General features: G+C 67.0%; 16 protein-coding genes. 2 read left to right on the top strand and 14 right to left on the bottom strand.

The annotated features are described in order from the left end of the window. Window positions 1-193 precede the first annotated feature (193 nt). The 13 genes from V3B64_RS12300 to V3B64_RS12240 all read right to left on the bottom strand — a co-directional run bounded on the left by V3B64_RS12300 (window position 194) and on the right by V3B64_RS12240 (window position 11,512). A complete protein-coding gene (locus V3B64_RS12300; RefSeq protein WP_329914195.1) occupies window positions 194-547 on the bottom strand; it encodes a PilZ domain-containing protein in 354 nt (117 codons plus the stop codon). Then, a complete protein-coding gene (locus tag V3B64_RS12295) occupies window positions 544-1,500 on the bottom strand; it encodes a DNA polymerase III subunit delta' (RefSeq protein ID WP_182267338.1) in 957 nt (318 codons plus the stop codon). The genes V3B64_RS12300 and V3B64_RS12295 overlap by 4 nt, the downstream gene beginning before the upstream one ends. Next, window positions 1,497-2,162 (bottom strand): dTMP kinase, encoded by a 666-nt coding sequence (gene tmk / locus V3B64_RS12290; RefSeq protein ID WP_049400648.1) that lies wholly within the window; start codon window positions 2,160-2,162, stop codon window positions 1,497-1,499. Before tmk ends, V3B64_RS12295 begins: the two co-directional genes overlap by 4 nt. Next, window positions 2,159-3,220: an endolytic transglycosylase MltG gene (gene mltG, locus V3B64_RS12285; protein WP_049400647.1), complete on the bottom strand. Its 1,062-nt coding sequence runs from the start codon at window positions 3,218-3,220 to the stop codon at window positions 2,159-2,161. The genes tmk and mltG overlap by 4 nt, the downstream gene beginning before the upstream one ends. A gap of 326 nt (window positions 3,221-3,546) precedes the next feature. Beyond that, entirely contained in the window at window positions 3,547-4,911 is a 1,365-nt protein-coding gene (locus V3B64_RS12280) for an aminodeoxychorismate synthase component I (protein ID WP_329914194.1), read from the bottom strand. A 156-nt stretch (window positions 4,912-5,067) separates the two neighbouring features. Beyond that, a complete protein-coding gene (gene fabF / locus V3B64_RS12275) occupies window positions 5,068-6,330 on the bottom strand; it encodes a beta-ketoacyl-ACP synthase II (protein ID WP_049463472.1) in 1,263 nt (420 codons plus the stop codon). 143 nt (window positions 6,331-6,473) lie between these two features. Continuing rightward, complete coding sequence (gene acpP, locus V3B64_RS12270; RefSeq protein ID WP_005415509.1) at window positions 6,474-6,713, bottom strand: acyl carrier protein; 240 nt, start codon at window positions 6,711-6,713, stop codon at window positions 6,474-6,476. Between the two features lie 152 nt (window positions 6,714-6,865). Next, complete coding sequence (fabG, locus tag V3B64_RS12265; protein ID WP_004146899.1) at window positions 6,866-7,609, bottom strand: 3-oxoacyl-ACP reductase FabG; 744 nt, start codon at window positions 7,607-7,609, stop codon at window positions 6,866-6,868. 82 nt (window positions 7,610-7,691) lie between these two features. After that, window positions 7,692-8,636, bottom strand: a complete 945-nt coding sequence (gene fabD / locus V3B64_RS12260; RefSeq protein ID WP_032127764.1) for an ACP S-malonyltransferase — start codon at window positions 8,634-8,636, stop codon at window positions 7,692-7,694. A 135-nt stretch (window positions 8,637-8,771) separates the two neighbouring features. Then, window positions 8,772-9,554: a hypothetical protein gene (locus V3B64_RS12255; RefSeq protein WP_032127765.1), complete on the bottom strand. Its 783-nt coding sequence runs from the start codon at window positions 9,552-9,554 to the stop codon at window positions 8,772-8,774. 77 nt (window positions 9,555-9,631) lie between these two features. Next, complete coding sequence (locus V3B64_RS12250) at window positions 9,632-10,609, bottom strand: beta-ketoacyl-ACP synthase III (RefSeq protein ID WP_032127766.1); 978 nt, start codon at window positions 10,607-10,609, stop codon at window positions 9,632-9,634. A 91-nt stretch (window positions 10,610-10,700) separates the two neighbouring features. After that, on the bottom strand, window positions 10,701-10,895 hold the full coding sequence (gene rpmF / locus V3B64_RS12245) for a 50S ribosomal protein L32 (RefSeq protein WP_004154640.1): 195 nt from the start codon (window positions 10,893-10,895) through the stop codon (window positions 10,701-10,703). Between the two features lie 107 nt (window positions 10,896-11,002). Beyond that, on the bottom strand, window positions 11,003-11,512 hold the full coding sequence (locus V3B64_RS12240) for a YceD family protein (protein WP_032127767.1): 510 nt from the start codon (window positions 11,510-11,512) through the stop codon (window positions 11,003-11,005). Between the two features lie 113 nt (window positions 11,513-11,625). Here V3B64_RS12240 and V3B64_RS12235 point away from each other — a divergent pair, with 113 nt between their 5' ends. Further along, entirely contained in the window at window positions 11,626-12,195 is a 570-nt protein-coding gene (locus V3B64_RS12235) for a Maf family nucleotide pyrophosphatase (RefSeq protein ID WP_329914193.1), read from the top strand. A gap of 98 nt (window positions 12,196-12,293) precedes the next feature. On the opposite strand, the gene V3B64_RS12230 is transcribed toward V3B64_RS12235, so the two are convergent. Then, on the bottom strand, window positions 12,294-14,129 hold the full coding sequence (locus tag V3B64_RS12230; RefSeq protein WP_032127769.1) for a glycosyltransferase family 39 protein: 1,836 nt from the start codon (window positions 14,127-14,129) through the stop codon (window positions 12,294-12,296). Between the two features lie 42 nt (window positions 14,130-14,171). On the opposite strand from V3B64_RS12230, the gene V3B64_RS12225 reads away from it, so the two are divergent. Continuing rightward, complete coding sequence (locus V3B64_RS12225; protein ID WP_032127770.1) at window positions 14,172-15,125, top strand: MoxR family ATPase; 954 nt, start codon at window positions 14,172-14,174, stop codon at window positions 15,123-15,125. Window positions 15,126-15,139 lie beyond the last annotated feature (14 nt).

Raw genomic sequence — 15,139 nt, 5'->3', positions numbered from 1 at the left:
CTGGCCAGAAAGCTGGCCAGGATCGCCTGGGGTGTCTTCAAAAGCGGCCGGGACTTCGATCCGGCCATGCTGAAGGTGGGTCAAGCCTGCTTCCAGCAGGCTTGACCACGAACATAGGATCTCGACTCTACAGAGGGGCGGGGTCACGGGCGTTTCGGGGCAAGCAGCCGAGCATCGCTCGGCTCTACCGAGATCACATCGTATGGGTCGGCTTGTCCGAGCCGGTCAGGCCGGCCAGCAGGGTCTCGATCTTGTGGCGCACGCCCTCGCCTTCGACACCATCGGCCAGCTGCACGCCGATGCCTGCGGTGCGGTTGCCCTGTGCGCCGGCCGGGGTCACCCAGATCACCTTGCCGGCCACCGGCAGGCGTTCGCTGGAATCGGGCAGGGTCAGCAACAGGAACACTTCGTCACCCAGGAAGTAGCGCTTGGGCGTGGGCACGAAGATGCCGCCGTTCTTCACGAATGGCATGTACGCGCTGTACAGCGCGGCTTTGTCCTTCACGGCCAGGGACAGGATGCCCTGGCGGGCGTTGCTGGCACTCATCGATTTCCCCTTGCGGCAGGCCGCTCGTTCACCTTGTTCCAGGCCAGCAGCAACTCGACCACGGCAAGGTCTGCACGCACCGTGGTGCGCAGCAGGTCGCGGGTGCGGTTGGCCGCATCGAACCAGGCTGCAAGCTTGTGCAATCGCTCCGGCGTGGTCAAGGCATCGGTGCTGGCCTGGGCCAGCGCCAGGTCGGCGGCGAAGCGCAGGCGCAGCGCCGCGTTGTCATCACCGCACCACTTCTGCGCCAGCTCCACCGCGCCGGTCTTGCCGGCGGCCAGCTGTTCCAGCTCGCGGCCCACTTCGCGGCGCAGGCTCAGGCCATCTTCGCGCAGCCAGTTGTCGGCCTGGCCGGGATGGCCGCGCGCTGCGTCCAGCGCTTCGCGCGCGGCCGCTTCGCTGTGGCCCTGCTGCTGCAGCCACGCCATGGCCTCCTCGCGCGGCGGCAGTTTGAATTCCAGGCGCTGGCAGCGGCTGCGCACGGTCTGCGGCAGGCGTGCCGGGTCGCTGCTGATCAACCACAGATAGCGGCCGGGCTGCGGCTCTTCCAGCGTCTTCAGCAGCGCGTTGGCCGCCGAGCGGTTGATCGCATCGGCCGGGTCGACGATCACCACCTGCGCCACGCCGTACTGCGGGGTCAGCGCCAGCTTGTCGGTGATCTCGCGCACCTGCTCGATGACGATCTCGGTGCGCAGCTTGTCGCCGCTCTTGTTCGGAATGAAGCTGACCAGCTGCAGGTCAGGATGGGTGCCGGCGGCGATCAGCTGGCGCGTGCGCATGGCATGCGCGGCATCGCCGCGCGCCAGCACGTGGTCGGCCAGCGCCAGTGCCACCTCGCGTTTGCCCAGCCCGGCCGGGCCGCAGATCAGCAGGCCATGACCAAGGCGGTCGGCATCGAGCGCTGCCACGGTCTGGTCGAACGCGCGCTGCTGCCACGGCGAGAATGTGCTCATGCGCCCTCCCCGTCCTGCAGCCAGCGCTCGACCTGCGCGACCACATCGGCCGCTACACGCGCCTGCACCTGGCCGGCGTCGATCAGCGCGAAGCGCTGCGGGTCCTGCTGCGCGCGGCTGCGGAACACTTCGCGCACGCGCTGGAAGAAATCATCCTGTTCGCTCTCGATGCGGTCCGGCCACAGGTCGCGGCCATTGGCGCGCGCGCGGCCTACTGCCACGTCCACGTCCAGCAGCAGGGTCAGGCCCGGCAGCAGGCCCACCGCGCGTCGTTCCAGATCGGCAATCCACTGCGGGTCGAGGCCACGGCCACCGCCCTGGTAGGCGTAGCTGGAATCGGTGAAGCGATCGCTCAGCACATAGGCGCCGCGCTGCAGCGCCGGCTGGATCACTTGGCGCACATGCTGCGCACGTGCGGCGAACACCAGCAGCAGCTCGGCTTCGGCGCTGAGCGGTTCGGCAGCAATCTCGGCATCGGGCTTCAGCACCAGGCCGCGGATGCGCTCGGCCAGCGGCGTACCGCCCGGCTCGCGGGTCAGCACCACCTCGTGGCCGTGGCTGCGCAGGCAGTCACGGATGGCATTGATAGCGGTGGTCTTGCCTGCGCCCTCGCCGCCTTCCAGGCTGACGAAACGCGGGTGGCGAAGCAGCGCGGGACTCATTGCGCCGGGGTCTCCTTGGTACGTTGCTGGCGCAGCTGCTGCAGGTAGCGGGCCACTGCGGCGTTGTGCTGGTCCAGGCTGGGCGAGAACACGTGCGCGCCACTGCCATCGCCCACGGCGACGAAGTACAGCGCGTCGCCCGCTGCGGGTTGCGCGGCTGCCATCAGCGCATCGCGGCTGGGCATGGCGATCGGGGTCGGGGTCAGGCCGGCGCGGGTATAGGTGTTGTAGGGGGTATCGGTGGTCAGGTCGCGGCGGCGGATGTTGCCGTCATACGCAGCACCGATGCCGTAGATCACGGTCGGGTCGGTCTGCAGGCGCATGCCGATCTTCAGGCGGCGCATGAACACGCCGGCGATCTGCGGGCGCTCGCTGGCCAGCGCGGTTTCCTTCTCGATGATCGAGGCCATCGTCAGCAGTTCGTAGGGCGTGTTGATCGGCAGGTCCGGCGCACGGCTTTCCCAGGCTTCATCCAGTGCGTCCTGCATTGCGGCGTGAGCACGCTTGAGCACATCCAGATCGCTGTCGCCACGCTGGTAGACGTAGGTCTCCGGCAGGAAGCGGCCTTCCGGATGCTGGCCACCGAAGCCGAGGCGCTGCATCAACGCGGCGTCATCGAGGTTGTCGGTGGTGTGCAGCAGCGGCTCGGCGCGCTTGAGCGCGGCACGCAACTGGCGGATGTTCCAGCCTTCAATGATCGTGACGCGGTGCTGCAGCACCTTGCCGGCGCGCATGCGCAGCAGCAGATCACGCGGGGTCAGGTCGCTGCTGAGCGCGTACTCACCCACCTTCAGCTTGCCGGCCGCATCGAGCTGGCGCGCCAGCAGCTGCCACTGCGCGTCCTGGCCCTCGTCCACGCCGGCGTCGCGCAGCTTGCGCAGCACGCTGTTCATGCCATCGCCGCTGGCGATGACCACGCTCTCGGCGGACGGGGTGATCGGGGCGTCGGCGAACCGGGTCTGCTGGTAGAAGAACCATGCGCCCGCGCCGGCCACGACGGCGGCCAGCACCACCACCAGCGTTACCACGAACAGACACCCGCGCTTGGCTCCCGCCATGGACTACCTCTGAACTCGATTCCGTCGTGCAGGATACCGTGCCGGTGGATTGGGGTCATGACCGGGGTGGCGTCGCCGTGCCGACCAACGGTCGGCACCCACCAAGAGCCCTATCCGGCACGGCCATCAGTAGATCCACGCCATGCGTGGATGAACGGCCGTGGAGGACTCCGTGCCGACCAACGGTCGACACCCACCCGAACAATGGCCCCACTGGTACCGGTAGTGCCGGCCGCTGGCCGGCACCACCCGCCCCCCCCCCCCCCCCACCCGGCCCCCCCGGGGCGGGGGCGGGGCGCCCGCGGCCCGCCACCACCGGAATACGCCTAGCCCTGCTGGCCCAGCGCGCGCAGCAGGCCGCGGGCCTTGGCGCGGGTCTCGTCCAGTTCCTTGTCCGGGTCCGAGTCGACCACGATGCCGGCGCCGGTGCGGAAGCTCACCTCGTGGCCATCCACTTCGGCGGTGCGGATCAGGATGTTCAGGTCCAGGTCGCCATCGCGGTTCAGCCAACCGAAGGCGCCGGTATAGGCACCGCGCGGCACCTGCTCCAGCTCGCTGATGATCTGCATGCAGCGCACCTTGGGGCAGCCGGTGATGGTGCCACCCGGGAACGTGGCGGCAATCACCTCGCCGGGCGTGATCTCCGAGCGCAGATGGCCGCTGACATTGCTGACGATGTGGTGCACATGGGCGTAGCTCTCCACCGTCATCAGCTCATCGACCACCACGGTGCCGGGCAGGCAGATGCGGCCCAGGTCGTTGCGTTCCAGGTCGATCAGCATCACGTGCTCGGCACGCTCCTTGGGGTGGCCGACCAGCTCCTGGATGCGCGCGGCATCATCGTCCCCCTCGAAGCGCGGACGCGTGCCGGCAATCGGGCGGGTCTGCGCGTGGCCGGCATGCACCGACACCAGCCGTTCCGGCGAGGAACTGACCACATGGCGGCCGTGCGCGCTGAACAGGCCGGCGAACGGTGCCGGGTTGGCACGGCGCAGCTGCGCGTACAGCGCCTGCGGACTGACCGGCGCGGCGAACTGCGCGCTCCAGCGCCGCGACAGGTTCACCTGGAACACATCGCCGGCACGCAGGTACTCGATCACCCGGCGCACGCCGTCGGTGAAGCGCTGCGGCGCATCCTCGCCCACCGACTGCGGCGGCTGCCAGCCCTGCCCGGCTTCGGGCAGCACGGCCGAGGCCAGTGCCACCAGCGCATCCAGCAACGCCTGCTCACCGGCTTCGGCGATGACGAAGCTGGCCTCGTGGTGATGGTCGTGCAGCACCGCGGCCGGGCAGCGCAGTGCCAGCGCGGTCGGGCGGCCGTCCTCGCGTGCGCGCGCCGGCAGCACCGGTTCTATCTGGCTGGCCACTTCGTAGTCCAGCATCAACGCCCAACCACCGCGGAACGGCAGGCTGTGGCTGCCGTCATGCGGCAGGCGTTCGTGCTGCCAGGCGCGGTCCAGCACCTGCAGGAAGCTGCCGGCCTGCACCGCATCATGCTGGTCGCGCACCTGGCCATCGGCATCCAGCCGCAGGCTATCGCCCTGCGCCGCCAGCAGCAGGCTCCAGCGGCCCTGGGCGGTGCCCGAGGCGGTGGATTCCATCAGCAGCGGGAAGCGTGCCGGGTCGTGCTGCTGCAGAGCCAGCAGATCGATCGGGTGCGGCAGCGGGTGGATCAGCGGTGCGTGGGTCATGGCGGCCAGTTCGGGGATTCAGATGCACGGAAGCCGCCTTGCGGCGGCCTCCTCGTGCGTAGAGTCGAGCTTGCTCGACTGTGTTGCACGTTCAGTCGAGCATGGCTCGACTCTACACAAGGGCGGAGTCGAGCAAGCTCGACTCTACAACGCCGGTCAGACGCGCTTGAAGATCAGCGTGCCGTTGGTGCCGCCGAAGCCAAAGCCATTGGACATCACCACGTCGACCTTGGCCTGGCGCGCTTCGTTGGGCACGTAGTCCAGATCGCAGCCTTCGCCCGGCTGCTGCAGGTTGATGGTCGGCGGAATGACATTGTCCTGCAGCGCCATCACCGAGAAGATCGCTTCCACGCCGCCGGCAGCGCCCAGCAGGTGGCCGGTCATCGACTTGGTGGAGCTGACCATCATCTTGTAGGCGTGGTCGCCGAAGGCGGTCTTCATCGCCATGGTCTCGCCCAGGTCGCCCAGCGGCGTGGAGGTGCCGTGCGCGTTGAGGTAGCCCACCTGTTCCGGGGTCACGCCGGCGTCCTTCATGGCCATGACCATGCAGCGGGCGGCGCCTTCGCCGTTCTCGCTCGGTGCGGTCATGTGGTACGCGTCGGAGCTGGCGCCGAAGCCGGCCAGTTCGCAGTAGATCTTCGCGCCACGTGCCTTGGCGTGCTCGTACTCTTCCAGGATCAGGATGCCGGCGCCGTCGCCCAGCACGAAGCCGTCACGGTCCTTGTCCCACGGGCGCGAGGCCTGTTCCGGGGCGTCGTTGCGGGTGCTCATGGCCTTCATCGCGCAGAAGCCGCCCAGTGCGGTCGGCGACGAGCCACGCTCGGCACCACCGACCACCATCACGTCGGCATCGCCGTACTGGATCATGCGCATGGCGGTGCCGATCGAATGGTTCGAGGTCGCGCACGCCGACACCGCCGAGAACGACGGGCCCTTCAGGCCGGTGATGATGCTCAGCTGGCCCGGCAGCATGTTGATGATGGTCTTGGGCACGTAGAAGGGCGAGATCTTCTTGCCCTCATGGAACTCGATGGTCTGCTCTTCGATGCCCAGCAGGCCGCCGATGCCGGCGCCGACGATGGCGCCGATGCGCTCGGCATTGGCGTCGGTGATCTCAAGGCCCGAGTCGTGCAGGGCCATGAACGAGGCACCGAGGCCGTAATGGATGAACGGGTCCATCTTCTTGGCATCCTTGCCGCTGACCCGGAACTTGCCGAACAATTCATTGTCGGCGGTGATGTCGAATCCCTTGACCTCACCTGCAATCTTGGTGGTGAACCGATCCAGATAGGCATCAGAAACGTTGGTCAGCGGACCGATGCCCGAACGACCCTGGGTGATGCCTTCCCAGCTGCTGGCCAGATCATTGCCCAACGGCGAGACGATACCCAGGCCGGTTACGACGACGCGACGCTTCATTGCTGATTCTCCTGGCCCGGATGATTTCAACGGGCAACTCGGTTTGCTTCGGTGTGATGCTCAAACACACGGGGCCGCAACAGCGGCCCCATGGGGTGCGGTGCGCGGCGAGCGTGAGCCCGCGCGCGCACTGCCGTCTGACATCAGGCCTTGACGTGGGCCTTGATGTAGTCGATGGCGGCCTGCACGGTGCTGATCTTCTCGGCTTCTTCGTCCGGGATCTCGCACTCGAATTCTTCTTCCAGGGCCATCACCAGCTCGACGGTGTCCAGCGAGTCAGCGCCCAGGTCATCGACGAACGATGCGCTGTTGGTGACTTCTTCTTCCTTGACGCCAAGCTGTTCGACGACGATTTTCTTGACGCGTTCTTCGATGGTGCTCATGGGATCTCGCTCCAGATGGAGTTGTGGTTCAAAAGTGGTCGCCATCAAAGGCGATGGCCGTGGGATAGTGTAGTGGAAACCGGCGCGGCCTTGCATCGCAGCAAAAACCTCCGCAGATCAACCACTTGCGGCGCAATCCCTGCGCCCCTTGCTTACGGCATGTACATGCCACCGTTCACATGGAGGGTTTCGCCGGTGATGTAACCGGCAGCCGGGCCGGCCAGGAAGGCCACCGCATGGGCGATGTCTTCCGGCGAACCCAGGCGTTCGAGGGCGATGTCGTTGATCAGCGCGGTACGCGCTTCTTCCGGCAACGCCTTGGTCATGTCGGTGTCGATGAAGCCGGGTGCGACAACATTGACGGTGACACCGCGCGAACCGATTTCCTTGGCCAGCGACTTGCTGAAGCCGATGATGCCGGCCTTGGCGGCAGCGTAGTTGGCCTGGCCGGCATTGCCGGTCACGCCCACCACCGATGCGATGTTGATGATGCGGCCCTTGCGCGCCTTCATCATGCCGCGCATCACCGCCTTGCTGGTGCGGAACACGCTGGTCAGGTTGGTGTCGATGATCGACGCCCAGTCCTCGTCCTTCATGCGCATCAGCAGGTTGTCGCGGGTGATGCCGGCATTGTTGACCAGGATCGAGATCGGGCCGAATTCCTTGGCAATGCCATCGAGCACACTGTCCAGCGCGGCGGCGTCGGTGACGTTCAGCGCGCGGCCGTGGCCACCGTGGGCGGCCAGGCGCTCACCGATCGCGGCGGCGCCGGATTCAGTGGTGGCGGTGCCGATGACGGTGGCGCCCTGGGCGGCCAGCAGATCGGCGATGGCGGCACCAATGCCACGGCTGGCGCCGGTGACCAGTGCGATTTCACCCTGCAGGGGCTTGCTCATGATGTTTTCCTCAGGCTGGGACGGCCGCCGTACCCGTACCGCTTGCAGCGGCCACCGGTACGGTCGGCAGGAACAAGGGGGATCAGGCCGACCATGCCTCGCGGGCGGCTTCGAAGTCGCCTGGCGTGGCCAGCGAACGGCCGTCGATGGCCTTGTCGATACGCTTGACCAGACCGGTCAGCACCTTGCCCGGGCCGCACTCGGCGATCCGGGTGACGCCACGGCCAGCCAGCGCCTGCACGCACCCGGTCCACTGCACCGGCTGGTACAGCTGCTGGACCAGCGCGGTACGGATCGCGTCAATGCCGTCATGCACCTTGGCGTCGACGTTCTGCACCACCGGCAGCTGCGGCGCCTGCCAGGCCAGGCCGGCCATCACTTCGGCCAGGCGGTTGGCGGCTTCGCGCATCAACGGGGTGTGCGAGGGCACGCTCACGGCCAGCTTGACCGCCTTGCGCACGCCCTTCTCGGCCAGCAGCGCCAGCGCACGGTCGACCGCGTCGGCGTCGCCACCGATCACGATCTGGCCCGGCGAATTGAAGTTGGCCGGCACCACCACCTGGCTGCCTGCGGCTTCGGCGCAGACGTCCAGCACCAGCTGGTCTTCGGCGCCGAGCACGGCGGCCATGGCACCGACGCCGGCCGGTGCGGCTTCCTGCATCAGCTGGCCGCGCAGGCGCACCAGGTGCGCACCGTCATGCAGGCTCAGCGCGCCAGCGGCAACCAGGGCGGTGTACTCGCCCAGGCTGTGACCGGCCAGCACCGACGGGCGCGGACCGCCCACGGCGTTCCAGGCGCGCCACACGCCGATGCTTGCGGCCAGCAGGGCCGGCTGGGTGTATTCGGTGCGGTTGAGCATTTCCTCCGGGCCACCCTGGGACAGCGCCCACAGGTCGACGCCGGCACCATCGGATGCCTCGGTGAAGGCTTCACGCACCTGCGGGTGCAGTTCAGCCAGCTCGGCCACCATGCCCACAGACTGCGAGCCCTGGCCGGGGAAGACAAAAGCGAGGGTGGATACGGTCACGCGGTCATCCGCTTGTTGCAATCGAAGCGGGCCATGATAAGGGGGAACATGCCGTGTCGTCTGTACGTGCGCGTATGCACGCGTATGGTGGGCCAGCCGCGGAACGCCGCCGGGCATGGCCCGGCGGACGCACAGTCAGCAGAACAGCTGCAGGACGTCCAGATCGCCGTCGGCGAGGAAATCCACGCACAGGCCCACCAGCATCAGCACGCCAGCGGTGCTGGCGCCATGGGCGATGAAGATGGAGTGGGCCAGCGCGCGCGCCGAGCGGCCCAGCTTCATGCAGACCCGGGCCAGGCTGCGCAGGCGGCCAGTGACCGCGTGCACGTGCTCGCGCACCGGCGCCTGCGCATCGCCCATCGCCTCGGCCATCATCGCCTGCAGGTGCTCGGGGCGGTCGGCGTAGTACTTGGCCACGCCATAGCCGAACATCAGCCAGTCGCGGGCCTGCGCTTCGGACAGATCCATCACTTCCAGCGGATCTTCCTCGAAGTCGATGAAACCGACCTTCTCGCCATCCCAGGTGAGATTGCGCGGCAACGGCTGGCCGAAATAGGCGCCGCGCGCATGCGCTGCGGCAATGGCCAGCATGGCCGCCATCACCAGGCGGTCGCGACCGGCCTCGTCGGCTTCGCGCAGGCAGGTATTGAACGAACTGCCGTTGTCGCCGATCACCAGCGCAGCATGGCCGGTGCCCAGCACATCGGGCACGTTCACGCCCTGCGCCTGCAGTTCTGCAAGGCGACGGGCTTCGGTTTCGCGCGCGGCGTCACCGCCACGGTGCGGCGGCGGGCGCAGGGCATCCAGATGAAAACGACGGGCAACAAAATTGAGCAGGCCAAGGGCCAGCGCGCGGCTTCCCTTGCCGTACTGCTTCAGCCAGGCACGTTGCCCTTCGATGACGATGGGCTCAACCATGACAGGTCCTCCTTAAACGCGTTACGGCCCCAAAGGGGCCGCAACGACAAAGCTTCACGTTGTCGTAACTTGCACTATCAATAGCGCAGCAGAGCCGAACCCCACGTGAAGCCGCCGCCGAAGGCTTCCAGCAGCAGCAGCTGGCCACGTTCGACCTTGCCCGAGCGCACGGCGGCATCCAGCGCCAGCGGCACCGAGCCGGACGAGGTATTGCCGTGCTTGTCGACGGTGACCACGACCTGGTCCATCGACATGTCCAGGCGCTTGGCGGTGGCTTCGATGATGCGCAGGTTGGCCTGGTGCGGAATCAGCCAATCCAGGTCGGACTTGTCCAGGCCGTTGGCAGCCAGAGTCTCGTCCACGACCGAGTCCAGCGCCTTGACGGCGTACTTGAACACGTCGTTGCCCTTCATGTTGATGGTGCCGCCGCCATTGGCGCCGTCCTTGAAGCCGGTCGAAACGCCAACCGGGTTCCACAGCAGCTCCTTCTTGCTGCCATCGGCATGCAGGTGGGTGCTGAGGATGCCGGTGTCTTCGTCGGCCTTGAGCACGACAGCACCGGCGCCATCGCCGAACAGCACGCAGGTGGTGCGATCGTTCCAGTCGACCATGCGGGTCAGCGTTTCGGTGCCGATCACCAGCACGTGCCTGCAGTCGCCGGAGCGGATGAACTTGTCGGCCACGCCCAACGCGAACACGAAGCCCGAGCAGGCGGCGTTGACGTCGAAGGCGGGGCACCCGGCCACACCGAGCTTTGCCTGGATCAGGCACGCGGTGGACGGGAAAATGAGATCAGGGGTGGTCGTGCCGACCACGATCATGTCGAGCTGCGAGGCGTCGATGCCTGCGGCTTCAAGCGCGCGCAGGGCGGCGTTGTAGCCAAGGTCGCTGGTGGTTTCGCCTTCGGCCGCGATGTGCCGCTCACGAATGCCGGTGCGCGACTGGATCCACTCATCCGAGGTTTCGACCATTTTTTCCAGGTCGGCGTTGGTCAGGACTTTTTCCGGCAAATAGCTACCGGTGCCCGCGATCCTCGAGTAGATCCGCTTGCTCATCATGTTTCCTGTTGCGCGGGCCGCCGATCACCGGCACACCCGGGAAAGAAGGCAAAGGCCGCTGCCCGGGGGCAGCGGCCTTCCCGGCACATCAATCTTCTTCGACGGCCGAGGTCTTGGTCTGGATGACCTTCTTGCCGCGGTAGAAACCATCGGCAGTGATGTGGTGACGCAGGTGCACTTCGCCGGTGGTCGGGTCGGTCGACAGCTGCTTGGCGCTCAGGGCGTCATGCGCACGACGCATGCCGCGGCGGGACGGGGTGACACGGGATTTCTGCACAGCCATGGGATTGCTCCAAACTCGGTTCGTTTTGCTTCGTCGTATCGTCGCGCAGGACGCCAGCGCCCAGCACACTTTCGCTTTCGCCGCAGCCGCCGACGACAATCCGGCTGCTATTGTTTCTTCAGTGCCGCCAACGCCGCGAACGGGTTGGCCTGCTTTGTTTCTTCTTCGCTCGGCGCCCAGTCCTTGTCGACTGCTTCACCGTCGGGCGACAGCGGCACCACAGGCACCGCCAGCACCAGCTCGTCCTCGACCAGGTCCAGCGGACGCAGCTGGCCGTCTTCCGGCACCAGCAACGCCTCGTACTCCTCCGGCAGGGACGATTCCTCGTCCTCGTCGCGGATCAGGCCAAGCCTCTGGGTCATCTTCACCGGCAACAGGAATCGCTGCATGCTGCGCTGACAGGTCAGCGGCAACGCGGTGTCGATGGTCAATTCCACATAGGATACCCGCAAGACGTCGTCGCGACCGAATTCAAGCGAGTAATTGCACTCACCGTCGGTATCTGCGACCAACCCCTGCAGGCGGGTCAATTCAGCCAGGGACACCTGACCGTCGAAGCGCCTTCGCGCTACAACCATCCGCCAGGCATCCAGCGTTTCGGGCACGTTCGCGGACATAAGCCGCTGAATACTAAGGATCGGGGCGGCGGCTGTCAAATGCCCGCCATACAGGACTTGCCGCTGGCGCTGCGGACACGCCAGACTGCCGCGCCCTGCCCCGGTATTCTCGCATGTCACTGGTCCTGGCCTCCACCTCCCGCTACCGCCGCGAACTGCTGCAGCGATTGGGCCTCGCCTTCGACTGCGCGCGCCCGGAGGTGGATGAAACCCCGTTGAATGGCGAAGCGCCGCGGGCTCTGGCCACGCGCCTGGCTGCGGCCAAGGCCGCCGAGGTGGCTGCCCGCCATCCGGGCGCCTGGGTAATCGGCTCGGACCAGGTCGCGGACCTGAACGGCCAGCCGCTGGGCAAACCCGGTACGGTCGAGGCCGCCTGTGCGCAGCTGGCAGTGATGTCCGGGCAGACCGTGCGCTTCCACACCGCCGCCTGTCTCAGCCGCGATGGAGAATCATTCACGGCCGTCGATCTGACCGAAGTCTGCTTCCGCGCACTGGAACCGGACGAGATCGCCCGCTACGTGACCACCGAGCAGCCACTGGACTGCGCCGGCAGCTTCAAATGCGAGGGCCTGGGCATCAGCCTGTTCGACGCCATCGACAACCGCGACCCGACCGCGTTGGTCGGCCTGCCGCTGATCGCGGTATGCGGATTGCTGCGCAGGGCCGGTTTCACGGTGCCCTGAACTGTAGCGTCGAGCCCTGCCCGACTGCTTCTGCTGTAGACGGCAGGCGGCCCGGAAAAAGCAGTCGAGCATGGCTCGACCCTACAAAAGCAGAGGCCTCAACGGACCTCGAACGGCTGCTCCTGCCATTGCTCCACGCTGCCATCGCGGCCATACAGGCGCAGGCCCAGCCAATGCCTGCCCGGCGCCAGCGTGGTGGTATCCAGCGATGCGTCGAAGCCCACCGCCGGGTGCTGCGGATCGGTGCTGTCCGGCCACACGGGGCGCACGTCGAACACACGCCCATAGCGGGCGTCACCGATGGAACGGCCATCGACCAGCACTTCGACGCGTGCCAGGCCGACGCCATCCTTGAACGCCCAGCCCTTGATCGCGAACGTGCCGGACACCTTCTCGCCATTGGACGGTGCATCCAGCCACGCCATCGCCGGCGTCACGCACGGCCCTTCCGCGCGCTGCACCGGCAGGCGGAACAACAGGAAGCGCTGGAACCCGTGATCACTGCTGACCACGCGTGGCGCCGGCATCGGCCCCACCTGATCGCAGATGGCGTGATAGCGCTCCAGCAGTTCGCGATAGCGCTGGTCGCTGGGTGACAGCACCAGCAGCATCGGCGCCGTGCGCTCGCCCTCATGCAGCAGGCCCCACTGTGCCAGCTGCGCGGTGCGGCCATGCTTGTCATTGAGCGGATGCGGCAGCACCTCGATGTTGCCATTGCCCAGCTGGAAGCCCAGCTCGGCGCCAACCTTGAAGTTGCCGGCCAGCACGCGCGTCCCTTCCGGCATCTGCCGCAGCTCTTCATGGACCGCTACGGCCAGTGGTTGCCAGCCAGCGAAATTGCGCGGGTAGTACTTGCTGCCGGCCATCTGCTCGCGCAGTGCCGGCGTGGATGCCATCAGGTAGTAGCCGAACGCCAGCACCATGCCCGCGCCTGCCAGCCACCAGCCGGTGCGGCGCAGCCAGCGCGGCCAGCCGTTGAGCACTACCGGCACCGCCACCAGCAGTGCGAGGTAGCCCGGCAGCGGCCAATGGAAACTGATCCGCTCGACGTCAGTGAAGAAGCCAAGCACGAAAATGCCCAGCGTGGATACGCCGCCCACCAGGCCGAAATAGCGCCACTGCACGCGCGCACCGCCACCGCTCCGGGTTCCTGCCAGCGCCACCTTCCACATCGCCATGCACAGGATCGGCGTCACCAGCATCGGCTGGATCACCAGGAACCACAGCCCGCCCCATTCAAAGGCCCAGGGATGACGCTCGACCACCTGGAATTTCAGACCGGCATCGTGGTTGTCCGCATTCCACGCCAGCAGTGGCAGCCATGCCAGCACGCCCACCGCCAGTGCGACCCACACGCGCGGATCGGCCAGCATGCGCCGCCCCTGCGGCAATGCCAGCAGCGCGATGAAACCGACGCCGATGACACCGATGAAACGGTAGTGGCTGAGCGCACCGATCAGCAGGCCCAGCGCCAGCTTCATCGCCGAGGAGGCATCCACGTTGTGCAGCAGGCGCGCACCGGCGTGCAGGCAGATCACCGCCGCCAGCGCCATCGGCACGTCGGGTACCGCCAGCAGGCCCAGCGTCGCCGACAACGGCATCAACAGCGTGAGGCTGCCCGCCTGCCAACCCGCCACATTGCCGAACCAGCGCGTGGCCGTGCGCACCACCAGCAGCGGCAACAGCGCACCGATGGCCAGGAACGGCAGGCGCAGCGCAAGCACGTGATGACCGCCGAGCTCCACGCCCAGGCGGGCCAGCCAGGCGGTCAACCCGGGCAGATCCGAATAGGCCGCGGCCAGATGCTGGCCTTCCTGCCAATAGAACGCTTCGTCGACGAACAGCGGCAAGCGCGCGGCAACGATCAGCTTGGCCGCTGTGACCAGCGTCCATAACCAGAGAAATATCGTCCGTGCGCGCTGTTCGCCTTGCATTGCTCTATGGATAATCGAGTGGATTCCAGATCTGAGACGATCATGCCAGCTTCGTCCCCCAACCCCAGCATGCTAACCGATCAATTGCGTCAGGCCCTGCGGGAGGCACAGGATCAGGTGAACGCACTGGTACTGGGCAAGGTGCCGGAAGTCAGGCTGGCGTTCGTCGCATTGCTGTCCGGCGGTCACCTGCTGATCGAAGATCTGCCCGGCCTGGGCAAGACCACGCTGGCGCATGCGCTGGCCAGCAGCCTCGGCCTCAGCTTCCAGCGCGTGCAGTTCACCTCCGATCTGTTGCCCGCCGATGTGCTGGGCGTGTCGGTGTATGAAGCCGGCAGCCGTCAGTTCCAGTTCCACCCCGGCCCGGTGTTCACCCACGTACTGCTGGCCGACGAGATCAACCGCGCACCACCGCGCACGCAGAGCGCGTTGCTGGAAGCGATGGCCGAGCAACAGGTCACCCTGGATGGACAGACCCATGCCCTGCCCGATCCTTTCTTCGTGATCGCTACGCAGAACCCGGTGGATCTGTCCGGCACGTTCCCGCTGCCGGATTCGCAGCTGGACCGCTTCCTGCTGCGACTGGCGATGGGTTACCCCAGCGCGCAGGCCGAGCGCGAGCTGCTGCGCGGCAGCGATCGCCGCGACCTGATCGCGCGTGCCGTACCGAAACTGGATGACACCCAGGTGCGCGCGCTGCGCGACGCAGTGAACCAGGTGCATGCCAGCGACGCGCTGATCGACTATGTGCAGGCGCTGCTGACCCGCAGCCGCCAGCATGCCGGTGTGCGCGTGGGCCTGTCGCCACGTGCGGGCCTGGCGCTGCTGCGCGCGGCCAAGGCACATGCACTGCTGCTGGGGCGCGGCCATGTGGTGCCCGAAGACGTGCAGACCCTGTTCGTGGCGGTGGCCGGTCACCGACTGGTGGCGGAAGCCGAATCCAGTTCGGGTCCGGCACTGGCGCGCGCGATCCTGCAGACCGTCGCGGTGGACTGAGCGTGGCCACACGC

Origin of the sequence: Stenotrophomonas sp. SMYL86, from assembly GCF_036320025.1 — a bacterium.
GTDB lineage: Bacteria > Pseudomonadota > Gammaproteobacteria > Xanthomonadales > Xanthomonadaceae > Stenotrophomonas > Stenotrophomonas maltophilia_A.
The sequence above is the reverse complement of the archived record's forward strand: the minus strand, read 5'-3'. Positions and strand labels throughout refer to the sequence as shown.

Bases quoted from the DNA above. Each gene is read 5' to 3' on its own strand.
- V3B64_RS12240 (WP_032127767.1), bottom strand. From the start codon at position 11,512: ATGTCCGCGAACGTGCCCGAAACGCTGGATGCCTGGCGGATGGTTGTA.
- V3B64_RS12255 (WP_032127765.1), bottom strand. From the start codon at position 9,554: ATGGTTGAGCCCATCGTCATCGAAGGGCAACGTGCCTGGCTGAAGCAG.
- V3B64_RS12280 (WP_329914194.1), bottom strand. From the start codon at position 4,911: ATGACCCACGCACCGCTGATCCACCCGCTGCCGCACCCGATCGATCTG.
- rpmF (WP_004154640.1), bottom strand. From the start codon at position 10,895: ATGGCTGTGCAGAAATCCCGTGTCACCCCGTCCCGCCGCGGCATGCGT.
- V3B64_RS12300 (WP_329914195.1), bottom strand. From the start codon at position 547: ATGAGTGCCAGCAACGCCCGCCAGGGCATCCTGTCCCTGGCCGTGAAG.
- V3B64_RS12295 (WP_182267338.1), bottom strand. From the start codon at position 1,500: ATGAGCACATTCTCGCCGTGGCAGCAGCGCGCGTTCGACCAGACCGTG.
- fabF (WP_049463472.1), bottom strand. From the start codon at position 6,330: ATGAAGCGTCGCGTCGTCGTAACCGGCCTGGGTATCGTCTCGCCGTTG.
- fabG (WP_004146899.1), bottom strand. From the start codon at position 7,609: ATGAGCAAGCCCCTGCAGGGTGAAATCGCACTGGTCACCGGCGCCAGC.
- V3B64_RS12225 (WP_032127770.1), top strand. From the start codon at position 14,172: ATGCCAGCTTCGTCCCCCAACCCCAGCATGCTAACCGATCAATTGCGT.
- V3B64_RS12235 (WP_329914193.1), top strand. From the start codon at position 11,626: ATGTCACTGGTCCTGGCCTCCACCTCCCGCTACCGCCGCGAACTGCTG.
- V3B64_RS12230 (WP_032127769.1), bottom strand. From the start codon at position 14,129: ATGCAAGGCGAACAGCGCGCACGGACGATATTTCTCTGGTTATGGACG.
- V3B64_RS12250 (WP_032127766.1), bottom strand. From the start codon at position 10,609: ATGAGCAAGCGGATCTACTCGAGGATCGCGGGCACCGGTAGCTATTTG.
- mltG (WP_049400647.1), bottom strand. From the start codon at position 3,220: ATGGCGGGAGCCAAGCGCGGGTGTCTGTTCGTGGTAACGCTGGTGGTG.
- acpP (WP_005415509.1), bottom strand. From the start codon at position 6,713: ATGAGCACCATCGAAGAACGCGTCAAGAAAATCGTCGTCGAACAGCTT.
- tmk (WP_049400648.1), bottom strand. From the start codon at position 2,162: ATGAGTCCCGCGCTGCTTCGCCACCCGCGTTTCGTCAGCCTGGAAGGC.